This window comes from Nostoc sp. FACHB-133 (assembly GCF_014698055.1).
Taxonomy (GTDB): Bacteria; Cyanobacteriota; Cyanobacteriia; order Cyanobacteriales; family Nostocaceae; genus Nostoc.
Window position 1 is genome coordinate 50,516 of the sequence record NZ_JACJSH010000001.1, and the last position, 25,556, is coordinate 76,071.

Genomic DNA, 25,556 nt, shown 5'->3' on the forward strand with positions numbered 1-25,556 from the left:
AATTCCGCTTTTTCCAGCAGTCATGGTGCGATCGCTAATAGTTAAACATGATAATCAAGTTAATTAATTTACTACCTTTTCAGTTACCCATTTATACCAATTATCTAATCCTACACCAGTAGTTGCAGAAACCTGAAAAATCTGAATTTGGGGATTCACTTCTCCAGCATAAGATATGCACTTTTGAACATCAAATTGCACATAAGGTAGCAAATCAATTTTGGTGAGAATCATTACATTACTAGCACGGAATATATGCGGGTATTTTATCGGCTTATCTTCTCCCTCTGTAACTGAGAGAATCACGACTTTTGCCTGTTCTCCTAAATCAAATAAGGCTGGACAAACCAAATTTCCGACATTTTCAATCATCACAACTGAATTTAGTGGCGGATTCAGTTGTTGTAAACCCCTATCTATCATTGATGCATCTAAATGACAGCCTGTTCCGGTGTTGATTTGAATGACTTTAGAACCAGTTTCTTTAATTTTTTTGGCATCATTAGCAGTTTCTTGATCGCCTTCAATGACACTAATAGATAATTGATGTTTTAAATCATTGATGGTTCGCGTTAAAAGAGTTGTTTTCCCAGCACCGGGAGAACTCATTAAATTTAAAGCGAGAATATTTCGACCTTTAAACCATCCCCGATTTTGGGCAGCTAGTAGGTTATTCTTTGCTAATATATCCTGTTCTAAAGATATCGTTGTGTTGTGTATTTTGGCATGAATTTGAGGTGCTTCTATATGAGTGTCATGACTGTGAGAATGAGTGATGATAGTTCCATCTGGTAAAGTGTGAGTATGATTATGTTCAGTTTTATCTGTTTCTAAATTTGTGATTTTTATTTCGCTATCATCAGAACAACCGCAGGTTACACACATAATTCCTCGATTTCTATTTCTTTAATTTTAAGTTCTTCACCAGTAATTAAATCTAATTGCACACTACCGCAGTTACAGATACCAAATGGTTTATCTAAATAAATTTCTGCACCGCATTGGCGACATCGCCCTAAGCCTGGGATTTCCAAAATTTCTAATGTCGCCCCTTCTAAAACTGTGCCTTGAGTGCAAATATCAAAACAAAATCGGATAGCATCGGGCATAATGGCTGAAAGTTTGCCAATTTCTAATAAAACTCTCTGTACTTTTGCGCCTTTGGCATGTTCAGTCACAATTGCCACAATATTTTGGGTAATTCCAAATTCGTGCATACTATAAAATCTATTAAAGATTAACAAATTCGTGGCAATTGGTCGCCTACTAACATATCAACAATTCTTTCAGCACCAAAAACTGTTTTTAACAAAACTATACCTGGGGGTGAAGAAAGAACTTCGCCAATAATACAAGCATCTTTCCCTGCTGGGTGAGATTTCATAGCTGATAAAACGTTGTCAGCATTCTCTTTTGGAACCACTACAACTAACTTACCTTCATTAGCTAAATACAATGGGTCTAAACCGAGAATTTCGCAAACTCCATTGACTTCTTCACGCACAGGAATAGATTCTTCAAAAAGACGAATCCCCACATCGGAACTGAGGGCAAATTCATTTAATACTGTGGCTAAACCACCGCGTGTAGCATCTCGCATAGCATGAACTTGTGGACATACATGGAGAATAGTTTCTACTAAACTATGCAACGGCTGACAATCACTTTCAATATTAGTCTCTAAGGCTAACTCGCCACGGGCAATTAAAATTGCTGTCCCATGATTGCCTATTTCACCATTAATTATTACGGCATCTCCAGGTTTAATATTGTGGGCGGAAATGTTAACTCCTCGTGGGATAATACCAATACCAGCAGTATTAATAAAGAGTTTATCGGCTGCACCACGATGTACAACTTTTGTGTCACCAGTGACAATTTGAATACCCGCTTTTTCTGCGGCTGCTTTCATGCTGGTTGCAACACGGCGTAAGGTTTCTACAGGTAATCCTTCTTCTAAAATTACGCTGCAAGTTAGGTATAAAGGTTTAGCACCACTGACAGCTAAATCATTAACTGTACCGTTTACGGCTAATTCTCCTATATCACTACCAGGAAAAAATAACGGGTCTACAACATAAGAATCTGTTGTAAATGCGAGTCTGTCTCCTTGTTGCATGAGACTGGCTAAATTAAAGCTAGCTTGGTCTTCTAATTGGGAAAGTATTGGGTTATCAAAATTGCTGATAAAGATATCATCTATTAAATCGCGCATGGCTTTACCGCCGCTACCATGTGCGAGAGTTATATGAGTATCTCGCACTTTACCTTGGCGACGGCGGACTTGTTCCATTTTTTGAAACAAGGAATTTTGTGCTGAGTTGGTGGGAGAAATATTCATATTAAAATTGAGGATTTTTTTAACGCAGAGTATTTAAAGAATGTCTTAGTCTAAAGAAAAGCCGCAGGCGGGGAGAGGTTCTTGAGTTATTTTTGGTTTTTGGGTGATTGTTCTTTTGGCGATGGTGGAGAGTCGCCCGTATTTGTAATAGGCTGCACAAGCACCTTCGGAAGATACCATGCAAGCACCAATTGGTGTTTCTGGTGTGCAAGCTGTACCGAATACTTTGCATTCCCAAGGCTTTAAGACTCCTTTGAGAATTTCTCCACATTTACAAGCTTTATGGTCGGCTACTTTGAGATTTGGAATGGTAAATTTAAGTTCGGCATCGAATTGGGCATATTCAGGTTTAATTTGTAATCCTGAATAAGGGATGTCACCTAAGCCGCGCCAATCAAAACTATCTCGCACGGCGAAAACTTTGTTTATGGCTTGTAGTGCTACTGTGTTTCCAGATTTTTGGACAATTCGGTTATATTGATTTTCGACTTCACAACGATTTTCTATTAGCTGCTGTAACAGCATCCAAATTGATTGGAGAATATCTAAGGGTTCAAATCCTGAAACAACAATTGGCTTATTATATTGTTGGGAAATGAATTGGTATGGGTCACTGCCAATTACCATGCTGACATGACCAGGCCCAACAAATCCATCTAGTTGCAAGTCGGGATTATCTAATAGTGCTTTAAGGGCGGGAATCACGAGAACGTGATTGCTAAACATACTAAAGTTAGGAATTTTTTCGGCTGCTGCTTGCAGGATGGTGAAGGCGGTGCTGGGGGCTGTGGTTTCAAAGCCTAATGCGAAGAAAACTACTTCTTTGTCGGGGTTATCTCTGGCAATTTGCAGGCTATCTAAGGGAGAGTACACCATACGGATGTCTGCACTTTGTGCCCTGGCTTGCAGTAAAGTGGTTTTGGAACCGGGAACTCGCATTGCGTCGCCAAAGGTGGCAAAAATGACGTTATGATTTTGAGAGATTGCGATCGCATCATCTAATCTCCCTTTTGGCATAACGCATACTGGACAACCAGGGCCATGAATTAGTTCGATGGTTTGGGGTAATATTTCTTCGATACCGTATTTAAATATGGAGTGGGTATGTCCGCCGCATACTTCCATGATTTTGATAGGTTTTTCTAGCTGGTGGCTTAATTTGGTAATTTCGCGGCGTATGGCTTCTGCTTTTTCCGGTTCGCGGAATTCGTCAACATATTTCATAGGAAGTGAGGATTAGTGAGTTTTATTTATCTGTTAATTTCGCTTTTGTGGTAGGGAATTTTTTTAACGAACCGCGAAGGACGCGAAGGGCGCGAAGGAAGAGAGAGAGGAAGAAAGATGTTTGAAACTATTTTTCTGCGTGAGGAAAATATTATTTAAGTATTAATTCCTGCTTGTGCTGCTGCTAATTCTTGGAATAGTTGTAATGTTTCTGCTGCTTCTTGTTCGTTAATTCGATTCATAGCAAAGCCAACATGTACTAGCACCCAATCGCCAATACAAGCATCGGGAGGATGTTGTTCATCTACGATGCAAGCAATATTTACTTCGCGCTTCACACCACCAATGTTAACTAGGGCTAGTTTATGGTTAACGTTGGTAATTTCTATAATTTGTCCGGGGATTCCTAAACACATTTTTTTATTTTGAAGATAAACTAACCGCAGAGGCGCGGAGAACACAGAGAGAATTATTTGTCAGAAAAGGGTTGTCAAATATCAATACTTATGTGTTAATTTTGCGGCTGCAATCACTGCTTGTCCTAAAGATAATCCGCCGTCATTAGCCGGAACTAAGCTATGAGTTAGTACTTTTATCCCCAATGTTTCTAATCGTTTGCTAACTTGCTGTAACAATATACAATTTTGAAAGACTCCTCCTGTTAAAGCTACCTGATGAATAAGATTTTCTTCACAAAGATGCTTAACCATTTCCACAATCGCATTAGCTAAACCTTTGTGAAATTTGGCAGCTATAACTGGTTGGGGAATCTGCTGTCGCAAGTTATAGAGTAAGGCTTGCCACATTGGGCGTGAGTCTATACAGTAAATACTATCTGAAAAGCTAAAACTAAAAGGATATATTAGCGTTTCTTTATCATTATTTAAGCTACTAACATCTACTATAGCTTCCATTGCGATCGCAGCTTGTCCTTCATAACTACATTCTTCAGGGCAAATACCGATAGCTGCCGCTACTGCATCGAACAATCGCCCTACTGAAGAAGCTGGAGGAGAATTAATTTTTTTTTCTATAAGTTGATTTAGTAGCTTTAGTGGTTTTTTATTCAGCAATTTTACGATTTCTAAATCAGCATACTGTTGTTGGCAATCATCCCAAAGGTTAGCAGCTATTAATTGGGCGTAGGTATTACGCCAAGGCTGATAAATTGCTTGTTCAGCACCAATCATTGGAACTGGTTTAAATGTTGCTAGTCGCTGAAATTCCCGATAATCCGCTAAAATAAATTCTCCGCCCCAGAGTTTACCATCATCACCGTAACCTAAACCATCTAAAGCAATACCTAATACTGGAGGTGAATTTAAAGGAATCCCATTTTCTGCCATACAAGCAGCAATGTGGGCGTGATGATGTTGGATTTGATGAATTGGAATTTGATTTGTATCTGCTAGTTCTTTACCAAGTTTGCTGGAAAGATATTCAGGATGTTTATCAATGGCGATTACTTCTGGTGTATGTTCAAATAAATTCAAGTATAAGTTTAAAGTCTCTTGGTAAGCATTGAAAGCCCCAGCATTTTCTAAATCTCCCAGATGTTGAGATAGAATCGCTTCCCCTTCACGCAATAAGCAAAAAGTATTTTTTAACTCACTACCCATTGCTAAAATTTGCGGTACATTGCCAAATCCCGGTGGTAAGCTAATCGATGCTGGTGCATATCCTCTGGCACGGCGAATTATTTGAACTTTATCGCCAATAACACGCACAACAGAATCATCTACCCGATTAATAATCTCTCGATTGTGAAAAAGAAAATAATCAGCGATTGTCCCTAATTTTTCTCTTGCTTCGTCATTATTAATACATTGTGGTTCATCGGCAAGATTACCACTTGTTAAAATAATTGGGCGATTCATCCGCCGCAGAATTAAATGATGTAAGGGTGTATAAGGTAGCATGAAGCCAAGGGTATTTTGCCCAGATGCTACCGATGGTGCTACAAGTTTTTTACCTGTCGCTTGTAGTAAAACAATTGGTGCAGCAGAACTTGTCAATAATTCTTTTTCTTTAGCATTGACAGTACAATATTGTTCAATTATTTCAATATCTCGTGCCATTAAAGCAAATGGTTTGTGATAGCGCCTTTTGCGCTGACGCAGTTTTTGGACAACGGTTTCCTGAGTTGCATCGCAAGCTAAATGAATACCACTTAAACCTTTAATTGCGACAATCTCACCCTTTTGCAACAAGGTACAAACGGCATCAACATCATCTAGCATGGAGAACATGGAAGCAGTAACCGATTTACCATCGGCGCGTTCTAACCAAGCTGTGGGGCCACAAACATGACAAGCTACAGGTTGGGCGTGAAAACGGCGGTTTTCAACATCGTGGTATTCCTTTGCACATTCAGGACATATAACAAACGCAGACATACTGGTATTGCATCTGTCATAAGGAATCGCACGAATAATACTCAGGCGAGGGCCGCAATGAGTGCAGTTAGTAAAGGGGTAGCGAAAAAAGCGGCTAAAGGGGTCAAATATTTCTTGTTGACACTGTGGACAAGTAGCTGCATCAGGGACAATTTCTGTTTTAATGGCATTATTGACGCTACTAGAAATCACAAAATTATTAAAGTTAAATTCACCTTCGTAAGGAATTCTAGTTAGCTGATTAATTTTTGCTAATGGTGGACATTCTGTTTGCAATCTGACAACAAATTTGTTTATTGTTTCCTCACTACCAGATATCCGAATTAATACACCTTGCCCATCATTACAAACATCTCCATACAAACCGCAGGCTTTAGCAAGACGATATACAGTAGGACGAAATCCTACTCCCTGAACAGTACCGCGAACTCTAATTTCTTCAATCGGCATAGAGACTTCCAAATAAAAAAATACCCAAAAAACTCTCTTCTCCTCATTCCTCTGTGTTCTCTGTGTCTCTGTGGTTCGTTTATTTAGCTAATTTATTTCTTAGAAATCCCATAATTAAACTGCCACAGCAAAATCCGGTTATTTCCAGAATCAGCTATTACCAACCTATTGCCACAAATTTTTATCCCGTAACACCAATTTAAACTATCTCGTTTAGGCAATCCGAAATTACGATTTTCACCTTTACTTTGAAAATTTATTTGTCCTGCCAACCCATCTGCCATTACACCTTGCAGTGATAAAATTGATTCTGGCTTTCTCCATCCTAACAAACGAGAATTAGCCGTATCTGCAACTACTAACCAATCGCCAGCCACCGCCACACCATAAGGCATACTTAAACTACTAGCGCTAGGTAAATAAACTCCTTGATTCATTTCCACAAAATCAAAGCTTTTTTGCCCTAAAATCACAGCACAAGAAGCATTATTTTCTGTTGGCATTCCCTGCCAAATCATCACTCGGTGATTGCCTGCATCGCTGACAACCAAATTTTCTCCCCAAAAAGCGATGTCGTGACACCAACGCATACTCGCTGCGGTTGGAGAATCACCACCGTTTTCATTGCGAGATATCATATCCGGTTGTCCTAAAACTAAATCAGCAGGTTGACCATTTTCTGTTGGTAACTGATGCCAAATTAATAGTCTGCGATTACCAGTATCAGCAATAAATAGCCGTCCTTGATGATAGAAAACACCATAAGGCCAGTGCATTGTACTAGCAGATGCTTGTTGATTACCTCGATTTGGTTCATTATCAGTAAAATTAACTTGCCCTAACACCAAATCTGCTGGAACATTATTATCTTCTGGTAAGTTTTTCCAAATCAAAACCCGATGATTCCAAGCATCGGCGACAGCTAACCCTTCGCCGCAAGCACAAATGCCTGTTGGTACACTTAAGGTTGCCTTTCCCGGTGTAGTTTTAGCATTTTGTCCTTCATGATAAAAGTCAGGCTGTCCAATTACCCAATCAGCCGGTTGACTATCTCTCGTGGGTAAATTTTGCCATCCTAATAATCGATGATGTCCGGTATCTGATACCCATAATGGGCCAGTTTCTGAGAACAAACAAGCACCACGAGGGCCAAACATTGTTGTGGCATTGGGCGCTACAGGTATAACTAATTGTTCGGGTTCAATAATGTTACCTAAAATTACCTCCGCACCTTGAGGTGATAGAGGTAAATCTTGAGAAATTTCTGTTGCTTCTAGCGGTAATTGTGATATGGGATTAATTATGATTGGGATATCCATGAACCGCAGATAGACGCTGATAATTATTTAAAAACATTAATCTTGATTAGCATGTAACAACAGTAACGGTTTTGCATTATACTTTTTTCAAGTTTACTTAAAATCTCTAATCAACTTCTGTTTCTGTATTAATCAAGCTAAAAAAATCAAGATAGCCTTTAGGGGATGTTTAAAAAGTCCTATTCTCGGTATTAAATAGTTTTAGATCCCCCTAAATCCCCCTTAAAAAGGGGGACTTTGATTCCGATTCCCCCTTTTTTAAGGGGGGTTAGGGGGGATCTAAAAATGCCTAAAGTCACAGCAAAATACTTTTTAAATAACCTGTTAGTAATTTTTGCTACATAGCGAATCTTTGGCATGAGTGCGCGATTTACTGAAATGAGAAAGCAAACTGGGGTTTGAGAAAGTAAAAGCTTATTTTACTTGCGGAAAACACTAAAATGAGTAAGTCAAATAACCTTTTGCTTGCGGAAAACACCAAAATGAGTAAGCAAACTGGAGTTTGAATAAGTAAAAGCTCATTTTGCTTGCGGAAAACACTAAAATGAATAAGCAAACTGGGGTTTGAATAAGTAAAATGACCTTTTGAGAAAGTAATATGCCTTTTTACTTTCTCAAAACACTAAAATCAATACCTAAATTACACAAATGAGAATGAATTTAGGGATATTGAGAAAGCATTTAGGCATTTTGCTTGCATAAAACACTAAAATGAATGTGCGAACTACTGAAACGAAAAAGCAAATTAGCCGTGATTGACTAATTGCCAAGTATATTTGCTGAAATCTTAGCTTCGCATGATTATTTTTGTAGTTTCACAAAAACCTTATCTTCTTTAACCTTGACTGGATACGACTGAAGCGAGACATCAGGCACGGTTAAGCATTTACCTGTCTCTAATTTGTACTGGAATCCGTGGGCAGGACAGGTAATAATACCATTTTCAACTTTACCCTTTTCTAAGGGAGATCCTAGATGGGTACAAGCATTACGGTAACATTTAACTGTAACACCTTGACGATGTAAAATTAGTGAAGTACCAGCAAGTTGTACTGCGACTACACTAAATTCAGGAACTTCATCAAGGGTCGCTACTTTCATCCAAGTACAAGTTATTTTTGCAGAGAATGGACTAATTAAACTAGAATTAGCGTTCTTAACAGCAGAGCTATTATTGACTGCAACAACTTTAGTAATTTCAGGACAATGGTTTTTTATTGCCTGTTCTACTCCCTGAGATAAAGTCAAAGTAGAAGCTAGACAGCTGCTGCAAGTTCCGATTAATTTGACTTCTACTGTATCTGGGGACTTAATTGCCACTAATTCTACATCACCATCATGGCTTTTTAAACCTGGGCGAACTTCTTCAAGGGCTGCCTGAATGCGTTGTGAGAGTGGAGGTTTTGGTGGTTTGACTAACTCGTGATACAGTAGCACTGCATATACTAATTCATCTGCAACAGCATGGCGCAAAGCTGGCATTGATTCTTGTTTTAGGCTTTTAATCAAGTTAGTCAATGCAGCTTTATGTAAAGCTTCAATTGCTCTTTTTAGACCTACTGCTACACACCGTTGGCTTTCATCCCACTCGGATATAATCGCCTCAAAACGATTAATTTCCTGAATTAATTCTTCAAGATTTGTCATTTCTCACTTGTCATTGGGCATTGGGCATGGAGCATAGGGCATTGGTTGTTTATCAATGACAATTCATACCAATTCGTAATTAAGAAAGTCAGATATTGTTTGGTTTTCGGAGTTGGAATATGTTACTGGATCTTAGAGAATTGGCATCACTTCGTTTTAAAATCCTTGAAGAGAAACGGCATAATCATGCCTGTCACTAAGCTAGATAATATGATTGGTAAGTAAAAGGGAATGGGGGCTTGTGCAAGTAACACTAACAGTAAAAAACCTACGGCAATACCAATAGTAGTTTGCTTGACAAAAAATATTGGATTGCGTATTAGCTTTCCTTTAAAAAATAACTTGGCAGATAACCATCCTAGCTCTAACATATTTTCTCCTAATAATTTGTCAAGAAATTTAAAGCAACAAGCCCTAAGAAGATGGCAGGAATTACACCCGCAGGGGCAAATAATGCACCAAGCATTGCTGAAAGTTGATATCCTATATCTTTACCAGCTAATAGCATTCCACCAATTGCACCGCCAACCATAGCCAAGGCTGTTGCTATAATTAGCCACACCAATTCTGTTGCTATGTTAAGATCGCCATCTGCTAAACTTGTGAGAAAATTTATCAGATTTGGTGTTGTTAAAATGTCTCTCATGCTGTTTTTTCCTGATTGTTTAAGTAAAGAGTTAAGAGTCGATTTAGATCCATAACCAATACGCTTGGATTTTTAAGACGCGATAAATCGCCGTCTCTACAAGGGTTTTGGTTTTATCTGAACTGTATTGAACCCATAACTCCTAACCCTTCATTTCTGCTTCTACATCTTGTAATGCTTGGACTACTACCTCTGCTTGTGCAACTTGTTGGTATTCCGTAAATATTTCTAAAGCATTTTGATAGTAGATACGGGCTTGCAAAAGATTTTGAGGATTACCAGCTTCTGGTTTTTCAGGATCGTCTGGTAAGTTGAATAGAGCGTTGGCTTTGTTGGAAATTGTGTTAGCGTACTCTAAAGGTGTATCTTTGGGATTACGCACTTTTAGCGCTTCGTCATAAGCTGCGATCGCACGTAAGTTATTCTCGACAGGATGGGAACTGACTAAATATTGCAAAGCGTTGCCTAAGTTGTTTTGCAACATGGCGTATTCTCTAGGATGGTCAATCAAAGTAATGTGCTTTAGCGCCACCTCAAATGATTGCACAGCTAACCCTTGACGCAAGTATTCCCGTTCTGATGCCAGTGGCATAGAAAGGTAAGCGATCGCAATATTGTTATACAAAATCGCGTATTCTTGGGGATAATCCTTCCAAGTAAACACCCGCAAAGCCTCATGATAAGCCTGGATGCTGTCGGTTATCCGCGCCAAATTGAATGGCACTAGCGACTGCAACACCAGCCCAAAATTCATCTGCGTTTCTGCCACTTCCTCTGGCGTTGCTAATTGTTGTAAAATCGGTAATGCCTCTTCATAACCGACTTTAGCTTGCATCAACAGTTGGTAATCAGCATCCGGTATTGCCTGTAACGTCCCCGCCATGCCCACTTTGGCCCTGGCTTTCAATAGGGGATACTCCTCACCACACATCTCATAGGCCCGGTAATATAAGCCAACTGCATTCCGCAAGTCTTGGGCAGCTTTGGGCTTTTTTTGAAAACCCTGTGCTATCTCAATCAGCATTTGGATTTTTTCCTCTGCTGTGGCTGACTCTGAAGCAACAGCCGCTACCGCAGCCTTCACTGCTGAATCTGTAATGCTGGGGGTCATAACTCTGCCGTACTCTAGCCAATTGGGAATTGAGTCCAACACCCATGAATGAACGAGACACATTTACGCATCTCATCACGGGCCATACCGATTTACGCAGGCTTCGAGTCCTTTAGGCGGAATTCCCCTTTTGTCTGAAACTAGAGGCTAGGGATTAATGATGCTAGGGACTAAGAAAATTTTTCCCAATACCTAATACCTAATCCTCAATCCCCTAAATTGAGTGAATCAATTTTTTTACTATAAAACACTCTATTTCTAAAATTCTAGGGGGAAATTGCCAATATTAATGTCAGCTTTAAACACCTTACATTTTGATAAGGTGTTCTGTATCATGACCTGACACAACGCAGTTCTTCTATATTGAATTGATAACATCTTATATATTTAAGACCTAACTTTGTTATCAAAATATAACTATTGACTTTGAACTTAAAAATAAATTTATTTACTATTTACCTTTTTTGGTTAGCGGTGATATTTCTTAATTTACAAGACCTTCACCTTTAAAATATTAGCCCATTTATATATAAAAGTTGAGATTCCAACTCTCTCAAAATAATTTAAAACAGCTATCTAAAATCAGTGCGCTTCGTTTATTATTCAAGCTCTAGTGAAAAATTATGTTACTGCTACAACCTTTTAAGCAATCTTAAGTACATTGAAATTCTTAGCAATGATTAATTTTTATTTAACAAAAGATAATTCAATAGAAAATCCACTAATATAAATAAATAAATAAATATTGATAAATACGTGAGACTCTACAAGCATTATTTACTAAGTCACGTATCGCAAACAATACAAAAACACCTAGCCGATGACTAATGTACTATGGCTACAAGGTGGTGCTTGTTCAGGCAACACCATGTCATTTCTCAACGCTGAAGAACCGACAGTCTGCGATTTAATTGCCGACTTTGGTATCAATATACTTTGGCATCCTTCCTTGGGGCTGGAATTAGGCAACGATTTACAAACGCTGCTACGGAATTGTATTTCTGGCACAATTCCTTTAGATATCTTGGTATTTGAAGGCAGTGTTGTTAACGCCCCCAACGGTACTGGCGAATGGAATCGCTTTGCCGATCGTGCCATGAAAGATTGGTTAGCAGACCTTGCCAAAGTTGCTAAATTTATCGTAGCGGTGGGAGACTGTGCAACCTGGGGAGGAATTCCCGCTATGTCACCCAACCCCAGCGAATCGGAAGGTTTGCAATTTCTCAAACGTCAAGAAGGCGGCTTTTTAGGGAAAGATTTCGTATCGCAAGCCGGATTACCTGTAATTAATATACCTGGATGTCCCGCCCATCCCGACTGGATTACGCAGATATTAGTTGCGATCGCTACTGGACGCATAGCAGACATTGCTTTCGATGAACTAAATCGTCCCCAAACTTTCTTCAACACCTACACCCAAACAGGTTGTACCCGCAACGTCCACTTTGCCTACAAAGCATCAACCAGCGAATTTGGTCAGCGCAAAGGCTGCCTATTTTATGACTTGGGTTGTCGCGGCCCCATGACCCATTCTTCCTGCAACCGCATCTTATGGAACCGCGTCTCTTCTAAAACTCGCGCTGGAATGCCTTGTTTAGGTTGCACAGAACCAGAATTTCCCTTCTTTGACCTCAAACCAGGAACAGTATTCAAAACCCAAACAGTAATGGGAGTTCCTAAAGAATTGCCGCCAGGGGTGAACAAAAAAGACTACGCCTTACTCACAATGGTCGCCAAAGACGCAGCACCACCTTGGGCAGAAGAAGACTTTTTTACAGTTTAGTCATTAGTGCATTGGTCATTAGTCATTTGTCATTTGTCCTTTGTGATTTGACCAATGACTATAACCTAATACAGTTCAAAATGAGCAACAAAACACTTGTAGAGACGGCGATTTATCGCGTCTTGAAAACCCAAGCGTATTAGACTATAACCTTTCACACTCCCATCAACGATAAATCAAGGGTTTCGACCATTTTGCAGGAGAGGTGAGTGAATAATTACCAATGACAAATGACCAATGACAAAGGACAAATAACAAATGACAAAGGACAAATGACAAATGACAATTCAATCATTAGATATATCGCCCGTTGGTAGAGTTGAAGGCGATTTAGATGTTCGAGTTGATATTGAACATGGGCGGGTAGTCAACGCTTGGACACACGCTGAATTATTTCGCGGATTTGAAGTTATCCTACGCGGTAAAGACCCCCAAGCCGGATTAATTGTTACGCCTCGCATTTGCGGAATTTGCGGCGGTTCTCACCTGACATCTGCATCTTGGGCATTAGATACAGCTTGGGAAACAGAAGTTCCCCGCAATGCAATTTTAGCGAGGAATCTCGGTCAAATTGTCGAGACAATTCAAAGCATCCCCCGCTATTTTTATGGACTCTTTGCTATTGATCTAACAAATAGAAAATACCGCAATAGTCGCTTTTATGAGGAAGCTGTTAAACGCTTCGCCGCCTTCACAGGCAAATCTTATGAACTAGGCATAACAATTTCCGCTAAACCCGTAGAAATTTATGCACTATTGGGCGGACAATGGCCCCACAGCAGTTATATGGTGCCTGGTGGCGTGATGTGCGCCCCAACCCTTACAGACATTACCCGCGCTTGGGCGATTCTCGAATACTTCCGCACCAATTGGTTAGAACCAGTGTGGTTAGGTTGTTCATTAGAACGCTATGAACAAATCCAAACTTATGATGATTTTAGAGATTGGTTAGATGAAGACCGAAATCATCGAGATTCCGACTTAGGTTTTTATTGGCGGATGGGTTTAGATATCGGTCTAGATAGATATGGCGCTGGTGTTGGTAAATATGTCACTTGGGGATATTTAGCCCATGAAGATAAATACCAAAAGCCGACTATCGAAGGACGAAATGCGGCGATGATTATGAAAAGTGGAGTGTACGACAGCTTCACAGACACTCACGTTTTAATGGATCAGTCATTTACCCGCGAGAATACAACTCACTCTTGGTACGATGAAGGGACAGCAGATATTCACCCTAGCGATCGCACCACTAAACCCACTGCAATCAATACCAAAGACTTCGATAACGCTTACTCTTGGTCGAGTGCAGTCCTTCACAAAGACTTCGGACGCTTGGAAACTGGCCCTTTAGCGCGGCAATTAGTAGCTGGTGGTCAACATGGCGAATCTTGGCAACACTACGACCCCTTCATCCTTGATGTCTTCAAACAAATGGGTGGTGCTAGTATTCATGTGCGTCAGCTAGCACGAGTTCACGAACTTGTCAAGTTATATCGTCAAGCTGAACACTGCTTGCGCGAATTCAAATTAAACGACCCTTGGTATATCAAACCCAAAGAAAAAGATGGACGCGGTTGGGGTGCAACGGAAGCAGCGCGGGGTTCCTTATCTCACTGGGTGGAAATAGAGGGCGGTAAGATTAAGAATTACCAAGTTATTGCCCCAGGTACTTGGAATATTGGCCCTCGTGACGGTGAAGGAATTCGTGGCCCCATTGAAGAAGCGTTAATTGGCACACCCATTTACGATTCTAGCGACCCTGTGGAAGTTGGTCATGTGGCGCGATCGTTTGATTCATGTTTGGTGTGTACAGTCCACGCCCATGATGCGAAGACGGGTGAGGAGTTGGCACGTTTTCGTACCGCTTAAAATATGCTAATTTCTAATAGCTAATGGCTAATTATTTTTTAGTTAGTCATTAGCTATGTTTTTTACTATGTTAGATATTATGCCATGATTAGAAATAGCTATGGCATGAGGGAAAAGTTTATGACTATAACTATAGAAGCTGTTTATGAACAGGGTGTACTGAGGTTATTACAGCCGATTCCATTAGCCGAAGGAACTCGTGTTGAAGTCACTGTGATTTCAACTGAGGCTAAACCTCAAAACAAAACTCCTAGAGAGATTTTGGCACAAATTGCAGCCATGCCTTTAGAAGTTAGCAATGATAAATTTTCTGGTCGAGATCATGACACTATTCTTTATCCTCCCCATAGTGCAACATGATCTTTGTAGATACCAGCGCCTGGTTTGCTAGTATTGTTCCTTCCGATACTGAGCATCAGGCAGCGTCTTCATGGGTTAATCAAAATATTCAGCCATTGCTAACAACAGATTACGTTGTTGATGAAACCTTGACCCTTTCGAGAACCCGTGGAGAAACGTTGAGGGCAATCAGCTTAGGAGAGGCATTCTTTTCAAATAATCTGACGACCATTTATTACCTGACAGAAGAGGATATTCAACAAACTTGGCAGGTTTTTCGTCAGTTCTCAGATAAAAATTGGAGTTTCACGGACTGCGCCAGTCGGGTTGTGATGAATAAACTCCATTTAACTCAGGCATTCACTTTTGATCATCAATTTCGTCAATTTGGGTTCGTAAATGTTGTACCTTGAGAGTTGCGCGATCGCGTAGCGTGCCGGAGGCAATCGCCCAAAAGACAAATTCGGAACTAGTACCACTCCAGCATTTCTTCAATCGTCAAACCAATATCACTCGCAATCTGCCGTAGCAACCTTGGTCAGATATCACACCTTTTGTGAAATGGGTTCGTGTCGAATATGACAATCAGACTAAACTTACTTATCGCCTAGAAACAATAGCAAAAAACAGATTTATCAACGCCTTACCAAAAAATAGCCAATCTAACCAAAATACGATGTGAAGAATTGCTATCACCCAAAATACAACTTGATAAGAAACTTTGCTGCTTTTGTGACGTAGCTTTTGTTGAGCAACGAATCCACCTAACCAACCACCCATAAATTCGCATAGATGTAAAGTATTTTCTTGCCTTCTCCATCGTCCTTGTTGTGCGCGAGACTTATCATCGGCATATAGCCTAAAAGTAATGAAACTCATGACAGGATAAAGAATTAGCGGAATTGGGTTGCCAGTTGTTAGTACAAGATGGATTGAACCTAACCCAGGTAGTAAAGATAGAAGTAATGTCTTTAATGCTAATGATGTAGATTTGTCTACAGTTCTGGATATAGACTTCTTTGGTGCAGCAGAAGGTGAGGACTTTGATGTAACTCCTTTGATTGAAGCATTAAAAGCGCGTACCTTGCCATCTTTACTAGCTGTCAGTTGATAACAAACAAAATCACCAACTTGGGGACGATGGTTAACGTCTTTCAATGCTGTAATGTGTAGAAAGACTTCTTGGCTACCATCATCGGGTTGTATGAAACCAAACCCGCGATCGTCCTTCCATGTGATTAGTTGCCCTTTATGTAAAGCAGGTTTCATGAACAAATTATATATTTATACCTGTCTTATAGTGTGCCCTTGTCTACACAAATAGACAACACCAAAAATGCGTAGGCGTAGCCCGTCGGAGACATCGCTCCATCAACTCTTTTAACTGAGGAGTGAGGAGTGGGGAAAATGAGGGATAAATAACCTATTCCCAATGTCCTATTCCCAATGCCTGATATTCAAAACTCGTAGCGTACCACACTAAAACTTATAGAAACAGTGCGTTAGGCTTGCGTTAATGCATTTGCATAAAACAGCAATTTACACGGTAAGCTTGTGTCTGATTTAGCGCTACATAATTATCTCCCTCGCGTTCCCGATGCAGCATTGCAAGAATACATAGAATGGTGTGTTTTAGAACAGGCAAAAGCCGCAGAATGTAACTTTACTCCTGACAGAAGTAAGTTAGATAATTTGCCACCAGAAGACTACGTTCCGAAACTTGTCGAGCAGTTCATGAAAGTTAAACCAGACCCAATTAAAGCCGGTTTGGTAGCTGCGATCGCTGGTAAAGAAGCTGACAAACATGCTTTATCTGGTTTAGCGATCGCTGCTGATTTTGTATCTCTTTATGTCAAGTATTTAATTCCTAAAGAGGGAAGTACTAAAGAACAGGCTGAAGAGATATTAACTCAAGCATCACAACATCAGTATGAGAAACTGACTGAAGTTGCCAAGAAACATGGTGTAGCTTTATAGTTTCCTGCTGATAATTTGGTTTTCAGAGGCTTTGTCTGTCTCATAATTCAGAGCCTCCTATTTTGCAGATTATGGCAATAACTCGAAGTAATCACAGTGTCTCGGACGAACAAAACCAAAGTCACGACGGTCAAGCGTCAAGATACGAGTGATGTTGTCTCTCTCTGCAAGTGCAATAATCGTTGCATCCGTAAAATCAAGCTGACTATCAGCATACTCTTCCAAAATTTCATTAACTCGCTCTAAATCTTCAAAGTAAATTGATTCCAGTCGAATATCGCTAGCTGCAAGTTCAACCAAAAAATGACGCATTACTTGATGTCCCAGTCTAGACGAAATTAGGTAACAAACTTCAGGAAGGACAGAGGTTGGTAAAATTAATTGTTCACTCAAAGTCTTTGCGACATTAAAAACACGAGAGTGATTGCGGTCGCTCTTGTTAGTAAGTGCAAATAAGAAACTTGTATCCAGGATTGCTGTCATGTACGATCATCTGCTTTAAGACCCCAACCACGTACAGAATCAATCTCGTTTTTTAATATATCTTCATCCCGTTCTGAGACATCAGTTTCCGCAGAAGCTCCCAATCCTGCAATAGACATTAGAAAAGAAGATCCATGATTGTTTACTTCTTTTTGCCTTGTCGATTTATATTGAAGATATTCAACAAAGCTTGCTAGCTCAATTAATTTTTCATCTGGGAGAGCATTAATTGCCTCAATTAATGTCTGTCTATTTGTAGTCAAAGTATCCATACGCTTGACAAAAGGAAAGAATTGCTTTGACTTATTGTACTTTATGCGATCGCGCTGGTGACGGCTGAAGACATTGGCGTACAAAAAATGCTCACTATTATTGGTTGCGGAAATCTCAATCGCAGTGACGACGCAGTAGGCGTAATCATTGCCCAACGGTTACAAAAATATCTAGCTGAAAACCCTCATCCTCATGTGCGAGTATATGACTGTGGCACCGCAGGGATGGAAGTAATGTTTCAAGCTAGAGGTAGTAAAGAATTAGTAATTATTGATGCAAGTTCAACTGGTTCTGAACCGGGTGCTGTGTTTAAAGTTCCAGGAAAAGAACTGGAAGCTTTGCCAGAACCTAGTTATAACTTGCACGATTTTCGCTGGGATAATGCTTTAGCCGCCGGACGGAAAATCTTTCAAAATGACTTTCCCGAAGATGTGATAGTTTATTTAATTGAGGCGGCAAATCTTGGTTTGGGACTAGAGTTAAGTCCTGTTGTCAAACATTCTGCTGATTTAGTTTTTGAAGAGGTAGCTGCACTTATCAAACAGAATATCAACTTTTAATTAACAATCCAAAATCAAATCAAGCCCAATCCCGATAAACAGAAAGTTCATCTACCCTCATTTCAAAAGGTATGCCTTGACTTTCTGGCGGACAAACACGGATTTTAGCACTGTTAACAATTCCATATAGCAATGTCCCCATTGGCACAATTTTTTGTAAAACACGCCAATTAATAACTTGATCGGGACATTCAATTACCAATGTCAGAGCATTGGCGTGGGTTGTGACATACCAGCGGCAATCAGATAGCAGATTTTGAATGGTGCGATCGCAAGCGTCATAAAAGTATCTACTAATAGAATCCTCTAATTGCTGTCGCAGTATAATATCTGCCGATGTTGGTTGCATAGGATGTGAGTCATCACTATTAAAGTAATACATATTTCTAGCCATCTCTCTTTAGCTTCCTACTTATCTTCCAATCACCATTCCATAAAGTACATCTTTATTTGTTTCTAATAATTCCTGGGTTTCATCATCATAATAAGCACCTATTCCACTACACTGAATTCCCAAATAATTACTAGTTAAATAAAGTCTCTGTCCGAGAAAACCAGCTATTTGCATAGCAGTTTGATAGTTTAAATAATCTGACACAAAAAATAAAGTTACAGCGCTATCTTTAGCAATAGCCTGATTAATACATAAGTAACCTGTCTTTTCACTAAAATTACCTGTCTTAACCAGATACGTACCTTTATATAACCCAGGTGTCATTCCCTCTACTCGATGCACAACTGAGTAAATTTCTATTTCCTCATAGTTTTCTGTCGGTATTGACTGTTGAAGTTGTTGCACTACATATAAATAATCTTCTTGAGAAATAAACTCTTTCCGGAAACGTCTAATAGAACGTCTATCCCAAACAACTTGAGAAAATTTCTCTTTGTCGAAGTCAAATTGAGGATATTCTAATTGCTGCTGGCGGCTATTTTGTAGAGTAGTTGCTTGATAGCCATCTTCAATAAATTGATTGGATTCAAAATAATCAGTACCAGAAACAAAAGGAACTTTCAGCCTTAATCGTCTGATTTTTTTATCTTGTACTTCTCCTGACATCGCACAAGCAGTAATAAACTCTTTATTCTCAAATCCCAAATCTGAATTGAGAGCAAGTTTATCAAAGTCGAAAATTAGTTGTATATCTCGGTTGTGGAGAAAAGCTGAAGCTGCGATTGCACCTAAATGGTGTCCGCTATCTAAGAAGCAATACCTTATGCTTCTATTTTGATATTTCCAGCTAGACCTATAATAAACACAACTAATTAAAAAGATGAATCCGTTGATACATTTACCCGGTATAATATAATTCTCTAACCCATCATCGATTAATTCATAGATGAGAGTTAGACAATTATTCTCAACTTCTAGATGGTATATACCATCTATCATTCCCTCAATCCCACGAACCTGTACGTAAACTTCTGTAGGATACAGAGCGCCTGCTGATGGATTCACTCGCAGTTTATAAGGGCCATCTTTATATACTTTTTCTAGTGTTATCGCACTGGTTAACGAGATAAAAGAATGAACAGGATTATTGAGATTTAATTTTACTCTCCGATAAAACTTTGGATAAACTTTAAATGCAGATGGCTGTGTTGAAGCATCTACATAATTTGGATCAAGTTGTACTGATAAGTAAGAATGTTTGGTAGCCTCATGATAAGCTTTGCCCGATATCTGACTTGATGGCATTTTTAAGTATCCTTAAAACTTCTACATTGCTGGCAAAATCAATTGCTTTATAGTCGTCTAAGTTTTTCAAATATAAGTTAGGATGATGTTGTAAAAGTAACTTGACGACTTCTGTTTTTCCGGCTGATGCTGCATACATTAAAACGGTTGTACCATTATCATTTTGGTTATCAATATTAATGTTGACAGCCAACAGTAAATTAATTAAATTGTAGTGATTACCAAAGCAAGCAAACCATAAAGCATTGTTGCGATCGCTATTTCGAGCGTTTATATCCGCACCTGCATCAATTAGTTCTTTGACGACTGCATACACTCCCTCTCTTGTGGCTTTCATCAAAGCTGTATCGCCATTTTCCCCTAGCTGATTTAAATCCCCAGGGTTATAGCCTTTTGCTATTAGCCATTGAGTTGTTGCTTCACTCAATTCTTGTCTGTTTAATTGACTCATAATTATTCTTTCAACCTCACACGATTAAGTATTTTCCAAGCATAAAATTGCTTAGAAAACTTAATGGTGGGCATTACCCACCATTCTTTTAAAATTTTATACGAGTAGCTAAAGTCTAGTTGTTTGCCAAAGCAACTTTGCTAAGTATTTAAAAGTTTGGTAAAACGAAAAAATCTTTCCCCACTCACTACTCTCTGCCCTCACCCAGCAATTTGATTTTGGTTTGCTTTAGTACTAAGTTAACTAGCAACAATTTAGCTTAGTTATATATTATCACTCTGATAAGTTTGAATTATGAATCATTTATAAAGATCCCTAGATATATCTATAAAAAATATTTAAAAACAATTAAAATGCAGTATTTTTTACAATCTGATTTCATTATCTAGACTAATAGCAAATAGATTTTTGCGTAAGTTCCCCTAGTTTTAACAATGGTCTCAAGCACATTGTTTTGCTCAAATTTGATGCCACATTTACATTGAATATTGTGTTTAATAAACCTGAATTATGATGTTGATATTTACTTTCTATATCTGAGACTTATTAAGAAATTTAAAACATTTTCTTTTTTTAAGCCAAATTTGCTAGCTTGTTTAAGTATAAATAAGTAAAAAACAGACGAAACATGGAAATTAGCGCTCGTAATTCTCTCAAAGGTATTGTAAAAAAAGTTGTGCCTGGTACAGTTAACACTGAGGTAATTTTAGAAATTGCACCAGGAGTAGAGTTAGTGTCAATAATCACAAAATCATCAGCAGAAAAGCTGGGACTTACAGAAGGCAAGGAGGCTTATGCCGTGATTAAATCATCAGATGTGATAGTTGCTGTTGAGTAAAAATAGGCAAGTTGCCTTTTATTGCAAGCGGCTCTATCACTAATATCGAATTGCATTTATATCTCTCAATTTAATGACCTCACTCCTTGAATTAATATAGGAGTGAGGCCAATTTAGTTCGTAATTCGTAATGACGCTCCTGCGTCGCTAACGCTGCGCTAACGTAATTTGTAATTTGCTATGTATGGTTTTAATTACAAATTCAAAAATTTTTGTTCAAGAAAATATTATTTATTGTATATTTTAATTAGTTCAATTATCAATAATGCGGACATAAATAGCTTGAATGCTTTCTGTGTCTAGTGCTAAAGAGGTATTTTCTATTTTAATAAGGAATGATGGAAAGTTTTGTTCTAAAGTAATAGTGGCTCCTGGTGTTACCCCTATTGATATCAGTTCGTTTAAGATGCTTTCATCCTGACTTTTACAGAAGGTGACGATTCCTCGCTCTCCTGTTCTCAATAATTCTAATGAACAGCCAGTAACACTAAAAGGGGTAAACATTTGAATTATAAATTAATAATTTTGAAGGGAAGAAGGAAGTATATTTTCATCCTTCATCCTTCATGCTTTATTTGGTTGCCAAGGACAGCAACCAAAGTAATACTTTATACGAGATACGCTTCTTGATGTGTTTTGATTGTGCAATTAGAACGAGGATAAGTTACACAAAGTAGAGCGTATCCTTTAGAAACCTGATCGTCATCCAGGAAGTTTTGATCATCTTGATTAACTTCACCTTCAACAACCTTACCTACACAGCTAGAGCAAGATCCTGCATGACATGAAAAGGGCAACTCAATACCATTTTCTTCTGCTGCTTCCAAGATTGTCGTTTCTTCGTCAACTTCAATTGTGGTGTCGATGTCTTCTTTTTTGTTGATTAATCTAACTTGGTAGGAAGCCATTTTCCGATTCTCCTCAAACGTTATACAGTTGGTTTAATTTCCGAAGTTTTTGAGCAACCTATCCTACTTTTTGCTCCCCTCTTTCTTACGGAGATGCAAAGTTTAGTTGGCTTCTCTATAGAGGTAAGGGATGCAATGCGAACGAGAAGCTACCTCAAGCGATAAGCCTGCGGCATGGTAACTCTTAGAGACGCTCCGCGATCGCTTACCGCATCTATGATGAAAGCCTCTACAATCAGACTTGGCGCTAACGGAATGATGTTAGCTGCAAGGTACACCAGTAGGCGTGCCATCGTCTGTTTTGAAGGACTTTCCACAACCGCAGGTATCAGTTGCATTGGGGTTGATGAATTTAAAACCGCTTTCCATCACTCCCTCAACGAAGTCAACGATAACTCCGTCTAATAACGGCGCACTTTTGGCATCAACGTAAACTACCACTTTGCCTTGATGACTTACCAAATCATCTGGTTGAGGTTTGCTGGTGATATCGATCGCATATTCATAGCCACTGCAACCACCATCTTTTACCGAGATGCGGACACCTTTAGTTGCGCCATCAGCGTCGGGTGCTGAACCTTTGAGGAATGCTCGCAGATGGAATTCTGCTTTTTCTGATAAGATAACGGCCATCAGTTCTCCTGATTTGTAGCGATTAGTTGTTCTGATTTCAGGTGTAGGTTGTCAGCCAATTTTGGATTTTAGATTTTAGATTTTAGATTTTTCCTTCAATCCAAAATTCAAAATCTAAAATTGAATGGCCAATGACAAAATTAAGTATTTTGTGCAATACCTGTGGCTGTGGGTTCCATCGAATTGGATTGTGCGTGTCTCCAAGGCGCACTATTACCGCATACTGGACAAGAGCGATCGCGGTGAGAACGGCGTTTAGCAAATTCCATCCGATTTAGGTCGATTGTTAGCAATTGCGACAACAGAGGCTGACTAAACCCGGTGATCAACTTGATAGCTTCCAGCGCTGTTAGACAAGCTAGGGTTCCAGAAACAGCGCCTAGAACTGAAAAGCCGCGCTGATCCCACTCAGGCTTTTCTGGAAACAAACAAGATAAACAAGGAGTCACACCAGGAATAATCGTTGTCAGGTAAGCCTCCATCCCATTCATTGCGGCTTCCACCATTGGCTTACGCGATCGCACACAGGCTTCATTTAACAAATTGCGCTCTGTAAAATTGTGGGCGCAATCAAGAGCCATATCAGCCGACTGCACTAAGGAATCTACATTTTCCGGGGTGATGTAATCATGAACAATTTCCACTTGGACATCAGGATTAATCGCATCCAGAGTTTCTTTAGCTTTGAATACCCTTGGCTTACCTACCCAATCATCAGTCATAAGAACCTGACGATTCATATCATCTAGCCGCAAGTCACCACCCCGGACTAGGATTAGCCGCCCAACGCCCGCTACTGCTAAGTAAAGCGCCGCCGTACCGCCTAATCCCCCCACACCTGTAACCAAAACCGTCGCTGACTTCAGGCGTTTCTGTGCTGTTTCGCCAAAATTCGGAAGCATCATTTGGCGACGATAGCGTTCTAATTCGGTAGGCGTTAGGTTAACCAATTTATACCTCCTAATCAGAAGTGATTTCTGTCAGTGTGACTACATTTTTCGGCTTGTCGTTAAACACTTTGAACAGCTTTTGTTCATAAGCTGTCGATTCGATAAATAGCTGATAAGCTTTTTGCAAAGCCAAAGAATATTGATTTAATTTCTCTTCTTGGCTTAAGTCAGGAGAATTATCATCAATTTCCTGCATATATTGAGAAAACTTTTTCAGAATATGTAGACGATGTACATTTACAACTTCTAAGTCGTAGGACATATTAAAGAATTGGAAAAATTCTTCCGCATCTACGAGCTTCTTGAATTCATCAATAGTTCCAGTCATTTAGCATTCTCCAATTGTTTCAGATGTTGCTTAAGTTCATCTAACTGGCGATAGATTTCATAAGTTGCGGCGGCAACATCCATAAGTTGTTTGTAATCTGTTGGCAGACCTTCAGCTAAATCATGCAGATCCATCTTCATTTGACCTGCTTTGCTATTGAGCCGTCTGATTTTTGCTTGTATTTCCTCAATTGTCATTTGTCATTTGTCCTTTGTCCCTCGTCTGTTGTCATTAGTCACGTGTCTTTTACTAATGACCAATGACCAATGACCAATGACTAATTAAATTTTGCCAACTTCAGGAAAGCGCTTCGCCAAATCAAGACCTTTTTTGACGTAGTTTTCTCCCTCTTCTGCTAATTTCTCTAGCGAGTCAAAGCCAAAGCGTTGAGCATCTCGCAGGGTTTTCACAGTTAGCAAAAGACGACCTGAAAAAACTAGCGCCCAGCCAAATCCTTCATGGCTCAAATCAACTACAACCTGGGATATCAAACCTGTTTCTTGTTCAATTCCAGCCGCTACAGCCCGAAAAAATGCCATAATTCGGGCTTGAGTTACCGCATCAACTTCGCCTTCAACGGAGATTTCCCGTTTCTTTTGTTTGGTAACAATAAAGGGTTTGAGAATCAACTCATCCGACCAAGTACGATAAACTCCATAACTGTCTTGACCACGGATTTGTTTGATTAATACCTTAAGAAAAGGTGAGTTCAAGACTTCTGTTGTAGCGGTTCCGTTAACACTATTATTTGCGGTCATACTGTTGCTTCGTCTTCAATTTCATCAGCAAAGTTTGTGGTTTTTGGCTGCAAAGCTTTACGCAACCAAGGTGGAGGATTACCCTTGAGGGTTTTCACTAGCTTGTTTAGCACTTCACTAATTTCTTCTTCTTCCGATCGCGCCTTCACTGGGGTGACACCTTTCTTGATTAACCGAGCGGCGGCACTACCACCAATTGCTGTTACGTAAACAATCGTACAGTCGCCTATTGCCTGAAGTTTTGGGTTGATTTTGTCTTCATTCCCATCTTCTTTGAGTTCGCCTTCAAAATTGAGGGTTTCTACGAAGTGATATCCCTCATCAGAAATTTCGTAAACATCAATCATTTTTGCCCATCCGAAGTGAGCATTAATATGAACTCGGTCGCTCGTCGTGAAGGCTATTTTCATTGTAATTTTCCTCTCTAAAGTTTTGAATTTTGAAGCAATACGGTTCAGTTAGTGATATTTAGTCTCGGAAGATCCCCCCAACCCCCCTTTTTAAGGGGGGCTAATTTAAGACTTGCTCTATTCCCTCCTTTTTAAGGAGGGTTAGGGAGGATCAATT

33 protein-coding genes are annotated in these 25,556 nt (G+C 39.5%); 7 read left to right on the plus strand and 26 right to left on the minus strand.

Annotation, left to right across the window (positions count from 1 at the left end):
- Positions 1 to 63: 63 nt before the first annotated feature.
- The 11 genes from hypB to H6G86_RS00255 form a co-directional block, all read right to left on the minus strand.
- Positions 64 to 885, minus strand: coding sequence for a hydrogenase nickel incorporation protein HypB (gene hypB, locus H6G86_RS00205; RefSeq protein ID WP_190932613.1), 822 nt, complete (start codon positions 883 to 885; stop codon positions 64 to 66).
- Positions 876 to 1,217 (minus strand): hydrogenase maturation nickel metallochaperone HypA, encoded by a 342-nt coding sequence (gene hypA, locus H6G86_RS00210; protein WP_179071776.1) that lies wholly within the window; start codon positions 1,215 to 1,217, stop codon positions 876 to 878. Before hypA ends, hypB begins: the two co-directional genes overlap by 10 nt.
- Before the next feature lie 20 nt (positions 1,218 to 1,237).
- The gene (hypE, locus tag H6G86_RS00215) at positions 1,238 to 2,341 is read right to left on the minus strand and encodes a hydrogenase expression/formation protein HypE (protein WP_277883516.1); all 1,104 of its coding nucleotides are present in this window, start codon (positions 2,339 to 2,341) and stop codon (positions 1,238 to 1,240) included.
- A 45-nt stretch (positions 2,342 to 2,386) separates the two neighbouring features.
- Entirely contained in the window at positions 2,387 to 3,565 is a 1,179-nt protein-coding gene (gene hypD / locus H6G86_RS00220; protein ID WP_190932614.1) for a hydrogenase formation protein HypD, read from the minus strand.
- A gap of 155 nt (positions 3,566 to 3,720) precedes the next feature.
- Positions 3,721 to 3,981 (minus strand): HypC/HybG/HupF family hydrogenase formation chaperone, encoded by a 261-nt coding sequence (locus H6G86_RS00225; RefSeq protein WP_190932615.1) that lies wholly within the window; start codon positions 3,979 to 3,981, stop codon positions 3,721 to 3,723.
- Positions 3,982 to 4,062: 81 nt separating this feature from the next.
- Entirely contained in the window at positions 4,063 to 6,411 is a 2,349-nt protein-coding gene (gene hypF / locus H6G86_RS00230; protein WP_190932616.1) for a carbamoyltransferase HypF, read from the minus strand.
- Between the two features lie 92 nt (positions 6,412 to 6,503).
- Entirely contained in the window at positions 6,504 to 7,730 is a 1,227-nt protein-coding gene (locus H6G86_RS00235; protein ID WP_190932617.1) for an NHL repeat-containing protein, read from the minus strand.
- 801 nt (positions 7,731 to 8,531) lie between these two features.
- Positions 8,532 to 9,377: a NifU family protein gene (locus tag H6G86_RS00240; RefSeq protein WP_190932618.1), complete on the minus strand. Its 846-nt coding sequence runs from the start codon at positions 9,375 to 9,377 to the stop codon at positions 8,532 to 8,534.
- A gap of 146 nt (positions 9,378 to 9,523) precedes the next feature.
- Positions 9,524 to 9,748 carry a hypothetical protein gene (locus H6G86_RS00245; protein WP_094327446.1) on the minus strand — a complete coding sequence of 75 codons (225 nt, stop codon included), beginning with the start codon at positions 9,746 to 9,748 and terminating at the stop codon, positions 9,524 to 9,526.
- An 8-nt stretch (positions 9,749 to 9,756) separates the two neighbouring features.
- Entirely contained in the window at positions 9,757 to 10,023 is a 267-nt protein-coding gene (locus tag H6G86_RS00250) for an asr0689 family protein (RefSeq protein ID WP_179071784.1), read from the minus strand.
- A gap of 142 nt (positions 10,024 to 10,165) precedes the next feature.
- Positions 10,166 to 11,134, minus strand: coding sequence for a hypothetical protein (locus tag H6G86_RS00255; protein WP_190932619.1), 969 nt, complete (start codon positions 11,132 to 11,134; stop codon positions 10,166 to 10,168).
- An 820-nt stretch (positions 11,135 to 11,954) separates the two neighbouring features.
- Between H6G86_RS00255 and H6G86_RS00260 the strand changes: the two genes are divergently transcribed.
- The 4 genes from H6G86_RS00260 to H6G86_RS00275 all read left to right on the plus strand — a co-directional run bounded on the left by H6G86_RS00260 (position 11,955) and on the right by H6G86_RS00275 (position 15,544).
- Complete coding sequence (locus H6G86_RS00260) at positions 11,955 to 12,917, plus strand: NADH-quinone oxidoreductase subunit B family protein (protein WP_190932620.1); 963 nt, start codon at positions 11,955 to 11,957, stop codon at positions 12,915 to 12,917.
- A 279-nt stretch (positions 12,918 to 13,196) separates the two neighbouring features.
- Positions 13,197 to 14,792, plus strand: a complete 1,596-nt coding sequence (locus tag H6G86_RS00265) for a nickel-dependent hydrogenase large subunit (protein ID WP_190932621.1) — start codon at positions 13,197 to 13,199, stop codon at positions 14,790 to 14,792.
- Between the two features lie 120 nt (positions 14,793 to 14,912).
- On the plus strand, positions 14,913 to 15,152 hold the full coding sequence (locus tag H6G86_RS00270) for an antitoxin family protein (protein ID WP_114083644.1): 240 nt from the start codon (positions 14,913 to 14,915) through the stop codon (positions 15,150 to 15,152).
- Complete coding sequence (locus H6G86_RS00275) at positions 15,149 to 15,544, plus strand: type II toxin-antitoxin system VapC family toxin (protein WP_190932622.1); 396 nt, start codon at positions 15,149 to 15,151, stop codon at positions 15,542 to 15,544. The genes H6G86_RS00270 and H6G86_RS00275 overlap by 4 nt, the downstream gene beginning before the upstream one ends.
- 187 nt (positions 15,545 to 15,731) lie before the next feature.
- Here H6G86_RS00275 and H6G86_RS00280 read toward each other — a convergent pair whose 3' ends face one another.
- Positions 15,732 to 16,400, minus strand: a complete 669-nt coding sequence (locus tag H6G86_RS00280) for a DUF1294 domain-containing protein (protein WP_190932623.1) — start codon at positions 16,398 to 16,400, stop codon at positions 15,732 to 15,734.
- A 285-nt stretch (positions 16,401 to 16,685) separates the two neighbouring features.
- Between H6G86_RS00280 and H6G86_RS00285 the strand changes: the two genes are divergently transcribed.
- Positions 16,686 to 17,108 carry a hypothetical protein gene (locus H6G86_RS00285; protein WP_190932624.1) on the plus strand — a complete coding sequence of 141 codons (423 nt, stop codon included), beginning with the start codon at positions 16,686 to 16,688 and terminating at the stop codon, positions 17,106 to 17,108.
- 69 nt (positions 17,109 to 17,177) lie between these two features.
- On the opposite strand, the gene H6G86_RS00290 is transcribed toward H6G86_RS00285, so the two are convergent.
- Together H6G86_RS00290 and H6G86_RS00295 are read right to left on the minus strand one after the other, a co-directional pair.
- Complete coding sequence (locus H6G86_RS00290) at positions 17,178 to 17,591, minus strand: type II toxin-antitoxin system VapC family toxin (RefSeq protein WP_190932625.1); 414 nt, start codon at positions 17,589 to 17,591, stop codon at positions 17,178 to 17,180.
- The gene (locus H6G86_RS00295) at positions 17,588 to 17,863 is read right to left on the minus strand and encodes a DUF2281 domain-containing protein (protein ID WP_190932626.1); all 276 of its coding nucleotides are present in this window, start codon (positions 17,861 to 17,863) and stop codon (positions 17,588 to 17,590) included. The genes H6G86_RS00290 and H6G86_RS00295 overlap by 4 nt, the downstream gene beginning before the upstream one ends.
- 87 nt (positions 17,864 to 17,950) lie before the next feature.
- On the opposite strand from H6G86_RS00295, the gene H6G86_RS00300 reads away from it, so the two are divergent.
- The gene (locus tag H6G86_RS00300; protein ID WP_190932899.1) at positions 17,951 to 18,424 is read left to right on the plus strand and encodes a hydrogenase maturation protease; all 474 of its coding nucleotides are present in this window, start codon (positions 17,951 to 17,953) and stop codon (positions 18,422 to 18,424) included.
- 19 nt (positions 18,425 to 18,443) lie between these two features.
- On the opposite strand, the gene H6G86_RS00305 is transcribed toward H6G86_RS00300, so the two are convergent.
- The 3 genes from H6G86_RS00305 to H6G86_RS00315 are packed head-to-tail and all read right to left on the minus strand — an operon-like array spanning position 18,444 to position 20,574.
- Entirely contained in the window at positions 18,444 to 18,818 is a 375-nt protein-coding gene (locus H6G86_RS00305; protein WP_114083649.1) for a hypothetical protein, read from the minus strand.
- A gap of 18 nt (positions 18,819 to 18,836) precedes the next feature.
- Positions 18,837 to 20,123 (minus strand): SagB/ThcOx family dehydrogenase, encoded by a 1,287-nt coding sequence (locus H6G86_RS00310; protein ID WP_190932627.1) that lies wholly within the window; start codon positions 20,121 to 20,123, stop codon positions 18,837 to 18,839.
- Positions 20,086 to 20,574 carry an ankyrin repeat domain-containing protein gene (locus tag H6G86_RS00315; protein ID WP_190932628.1) on the minus strand — a complete coding sequence of 163 codons (489 nt, stop codon included), beginning with the start codon at positions 20,572 to 20,574 and terminating at the stop codon, positions 20,086 to 20,088. The genes H6G86_RS00310 and H6G86_RS00315 overlap by 38 nt, the downstream gene beginning before the upstream one ends.
- A gap of 628 nt (positions 20,575 to 21,202) precedes the next feature.
- Between H6G86_RS00315 and H6G86_RS00320 the strand changes: the two genes are divergently transcribed.
- Complete coding sequence (locus H6G86_RS00320; protein WP_114083652.1) at positions 21,203 to 21,412, plus strand: TOBE domain-containing protein; 210 nt, start codon at positions 21,203 to 21,205, stop codon at positions 21,410 to 21,412.
- 252 nt (positions 21,413 to 21,664) lie between these two features.
- On the opposite strand, the gene H6G86_RS00325 is transcribed toward H6G86_RS00320, so the two are convergent.
- The 9 genes from H6G86_RS00325 to nifX all read right to left on the minus strand — a co-directional run bounded on the left by H6G86_RS00325 (position 21,665) and on the right by nifX (position 25,399).
- Complete coding sequence (locus H6G86_RS00325) at positions 21,665 to 21,916, minus strand: FeoA family protein (protein ID WP_190932629.1); 252 nt, start codon at positions 21,914 to 21,916, stop codon at positions 21,665 to 21,667.
- 104 nt (positions 21,917 to 22,020) lie between these two features.
- The gene (locus H6G86_RS00330) at positions 22,021 to 22,320 is read right to left on the minus strand and encodes a 2Fe-2S iron-sulfur cluster-binding protein (protein WP_069069799.1); all 300 of its coding nucleotides are present in this window, start codon (positions 22,318 to 22,320) and stop codon (positions 22,021 to 22,023) included.
- A 149-nt stretch (positions 22,321 to 22,469) separates the two neighbouring features.
- Complete coding sequence (locus H6G86_RS00335; RefSeq protein ID WP_190932630.1) at positions 22,470 to 22,613, minus strand: hypothetical protein; 144 nt, start codon at positions 22,611 to 22,613, stop codon at positions 22,470 to 22,472.
- Positions 22,582 to 22,953 carry a HesB/IscA family protein gene (locus H6G86_RS00340; RefSeq protein WP_012407189.1) on the minus strand — a complete coding sequence of 124 codons (372 nt, stop codon included), beginning with the start codon at positions 22,951 to 22,953 and terminating at the stop codon, positions 22,582 to 22,584. Before H6G86_RS00340 ends, H6G86_RS00335 begins: the two co-directional genes overlap by 32 nt.
- Positions 22,954 to 23,093: 140 nt before the next feature.
- Complete coding sequence (locus H6G86_RS00345; protein WP_114083654.1) at positions 23,094 to 23,903, minus strand: HesA/MoeB/ThiF family protein; 810 nt, start codon at positions 23,901 to 23,903, stop codon at positions 23,094 to 23,096.
- 10 nt (positions 23,904 to 23,913) lie between these two features.
- Positions 23,914 to 24,231, minus strand: coding sequence for a nitrogenase-stabilizing/protective protein NifW (gene nifW, locus H6G86_RS00350; protein ID WP_100900534.1), 318 nt, complete (start codon positions 24,229 to 24,231; stop codon positions 23,914 to 23,916).
- The gene (locus H6G86_RS00355) at positions 24,228 to 24,428 is read right to left on the minus strand and encodes a CCE_0567 family metalloprotein (protein WP_114083656.1); all 201 of its coding nucleotides are present in this window, start codon (positions 24,426 to 24,428) and stop codon (positions 24,228 to 24,230) included. The genes nifW and H6G86_RS00355 overlap by 4 nt, the downstream gene beginning before the upstream one ends.
- Before the next feature lie 84 nt (positions 24,429 to 24,512).
- Positions 24,513 to 24,989, minus strand: coding sequence for a NifX-associated nitrogen fixation protein (locus H6G86_RS00360; protein WP_190932631.1), 477 nt, complete (start codon positions 24,987 to 24,989; stop codon positions 24,513 to 24,515).
- Positions 24,986 to 25,399, minus strand: coding sequence for a nitrogen fixation protein NifX (gene nifX / locus H6G86_RS00365; protein ID WP_179071803.1), 414 nt, complete (start codon positions 25,397 to 25,399; stop codon positions 24,986 to 24,988). Before nifX ends, H6G86_RS00360 begins: the two co-directional genes overlap by 4 nt.
- Positions 25,400 to 25,556: the final 157 nt, after the last annotated feature.

Coding starts and splice junctions, on each gene's coding strand:
- hypB (WP_190932613.1), bottom strand. CDS start 885: ATGTGTGTAACCTGCGGTTGTTCTGATGATAGCGAAATAAAAATCACA.
- hypA (WP_179071776.1), bottom strand. CDS start 1,217: ATGCACGAATTTGGAATTACCCAAAATATTGTGGCAATTGTGACTGAA.
- hypE (WP_277883516.1), bottom strand. CDS start 2,341: ATGAATATTTCTCCCACCAACTCAGCACAAAATTCCTTGTTTCAAAAA.
- hypD (WP_190932614.1), bottom strand. CDS start 3,565: ATGAAATATGTTGACGAATTCCGCGAACCGGAAAAAGCAGAAGCCATA.
- H6G86_RS00225 (WP_190932615.1), bottom strand. CDS start 3,981: ATGTGTTTAGGAATCCCCGGACAAATTATAGAAATTACCAACGTTAAC.
- hypF (WP_190932616.1), bottom strand. CDS start 6,411: ATGCCGATTGAAGAAATTAGAGTTCGCGGTACTGTTCAGGGAGTAGGA.
- H6G86_RS00235 (WP_190932617.1), bottom strand. CDS start 7,730: ATGGATATCCCAATCATAATTAATCCCATATCACAATTACCGCTAGAA.
- H6G86_RS00240 (WP_190932618.1), bottom strand. CDS start 9,377: ATGACAAATCTTGAAGAATTAATTCAGGAAATTAATCGTTTTGAGGCG.
- H6G86_RS00245 (WP_094327446.1), bottom strand. CDS start 9,748: ATGTTAGAGCTAGGATGGTTATCTGCCAAGTTATTTTTTAAAGGAAAG.
- H6G86_RS00250 (WP_179071784.1), bottom strand. CDS start 10,023: ATGAGAGACATTTTAACAACACCAAATCTGATAAATTTTCTCACAAGT.
- H6G86_RS00255 (WP_190932619.1), bottom strand. CDS start 11,134: ATGACCCCCAGCATTACAGATTCAGCAGTGAAGGCTGCGGTAGCGGCT.
- H6G86_RS00260 (WP_190932620.1), top strand. CDS start 11,955: ATGACTAATGTACTATGGCTACAAGGTGGTGCTTGTTCAGGCAACACC.
- H6G86_RS00265 (WP_190932621.1), top strand. CDS start 13,197: ATGACAATTCAATCATTAGATATATCGCCCGTTGGTAGAGTTGAAGGC.
- H6G86_RS00270 (WP_114083644.1), top strand. CDS start 14,913: ATGACTATAACTATAGAAGCTGTTTATGAACAGGGTGTACTGAGGTTA.
- H6G86_RS00275 (WP_190932622.1), top strand. CDS start 15,149: ATGATCTTTGTAGATACCAGCGCCTGGTTTGCTAGTATTGTTCCTTCC.
- H6G86_RS00280 (WP_190932623.1), bottom strand. CDS start 16,400: ATGAAACCTGCTTTACATAAAGGGCAACTAATCACATGGAAGGACGAT.
- H6G86_RS00290 (WP_190932625.1), bottom strand. CDS start 17,591: ATGACAGCAATCCTGGATACAAGTTTCTTATTTGCACTTACTAACAAG.
- H6G86_RS00295 (WP_190932626.1), bottom strand. CDS start 17,863: ATGGATACTTTGACTACAAATAGACAGACATTAATTGAGGCAATTAAT.
- H6G86_RS00300 (WP_190932899.1), top strand. CDS start 17,951: ATGCTCACTATTATTGGTTGCGGAAATCTCAATCGCAGTGACGACGCA.
- H6G86_RS00305 (WP_114083649.1), bottom strand. CDS start 18,818: ATGGCTAGAAATATGTATTACTTTAATAGTGATGACTCACATCCTATG.
- H6G86_RS00310 (WP_190932627.1), bottom strand. CDS start 20,123: ATGCCATCAAGTCAGATATCGGGCAAAGCTTATCATGAGGCTACCAAA.
- H6G86_RS00315 (WP_190932628.1), bottom strand. CDS start 20,574: ATGAGTCAATTAAACAGACAAGAATTGAGTGAAGCAACAACTCAATGG.
- H6G86_RS00320 (WP_114083652.1), top strand. CDS start 21,203: ATGGAAATTAGCGCTCGTAATTCTCTCAAAGGTATTGTAAAAAAAGTT.
- H6G86_RS00325 (WP_190932629.1), bottom strand. CDS start 21,916: ATGTTTACCCCTTTTAGTGTTACTGGCTGTTCATTAGAATTATTGAGA.
- H6G86_RS00330 (WP_069069799.1), bottom strand. CDS start 22,320: ATGGCTTCCTACCAAGTTAGATTAATCAACAAAAAAGAAGACATCGAC.
- H6G86_RS00335 (WP_190932630.1), bottom strand. CDS start 22,613: ATGGCACGCCTACTGGTGTACCTTGCAGCTAACATCATTCCGTTAGCG.
- H6G86_RS00340 (WP_012407189.1), bottom strand. CDS start 22,953: ATGGCCGTTATCTTATCAGAAAAAGCAGAATTCCATCTGCGAGCATTC.
- nifW (WP_100900534.1), bottom strand. CDS start 24,231: ATGACTGGAACTATTGATGAATTCAAGAAGCTCGTAGATGCGGAAGAA.
- H6G86_RS00355 (WP_114083656.1), bottom strand. CDS start 24,428: ATGACAATTGAGGAAATACAAGCAAAAATCAGACGGCTCAATAGCAAA.
- H6G86_RS00360 (WP_190932631.1), bottom strand. CDS start 24,989: ATGACCGCAAATAATAGTGTTAACGGAACCGCTACAACAGAAGTCTTG.
- nifX (WP_179071803.1), bottom strand. CDS start 25,399: ATGAAAATAGCCTTCACGACGAGCGACCGAGTTCATATTAATGCTCAC.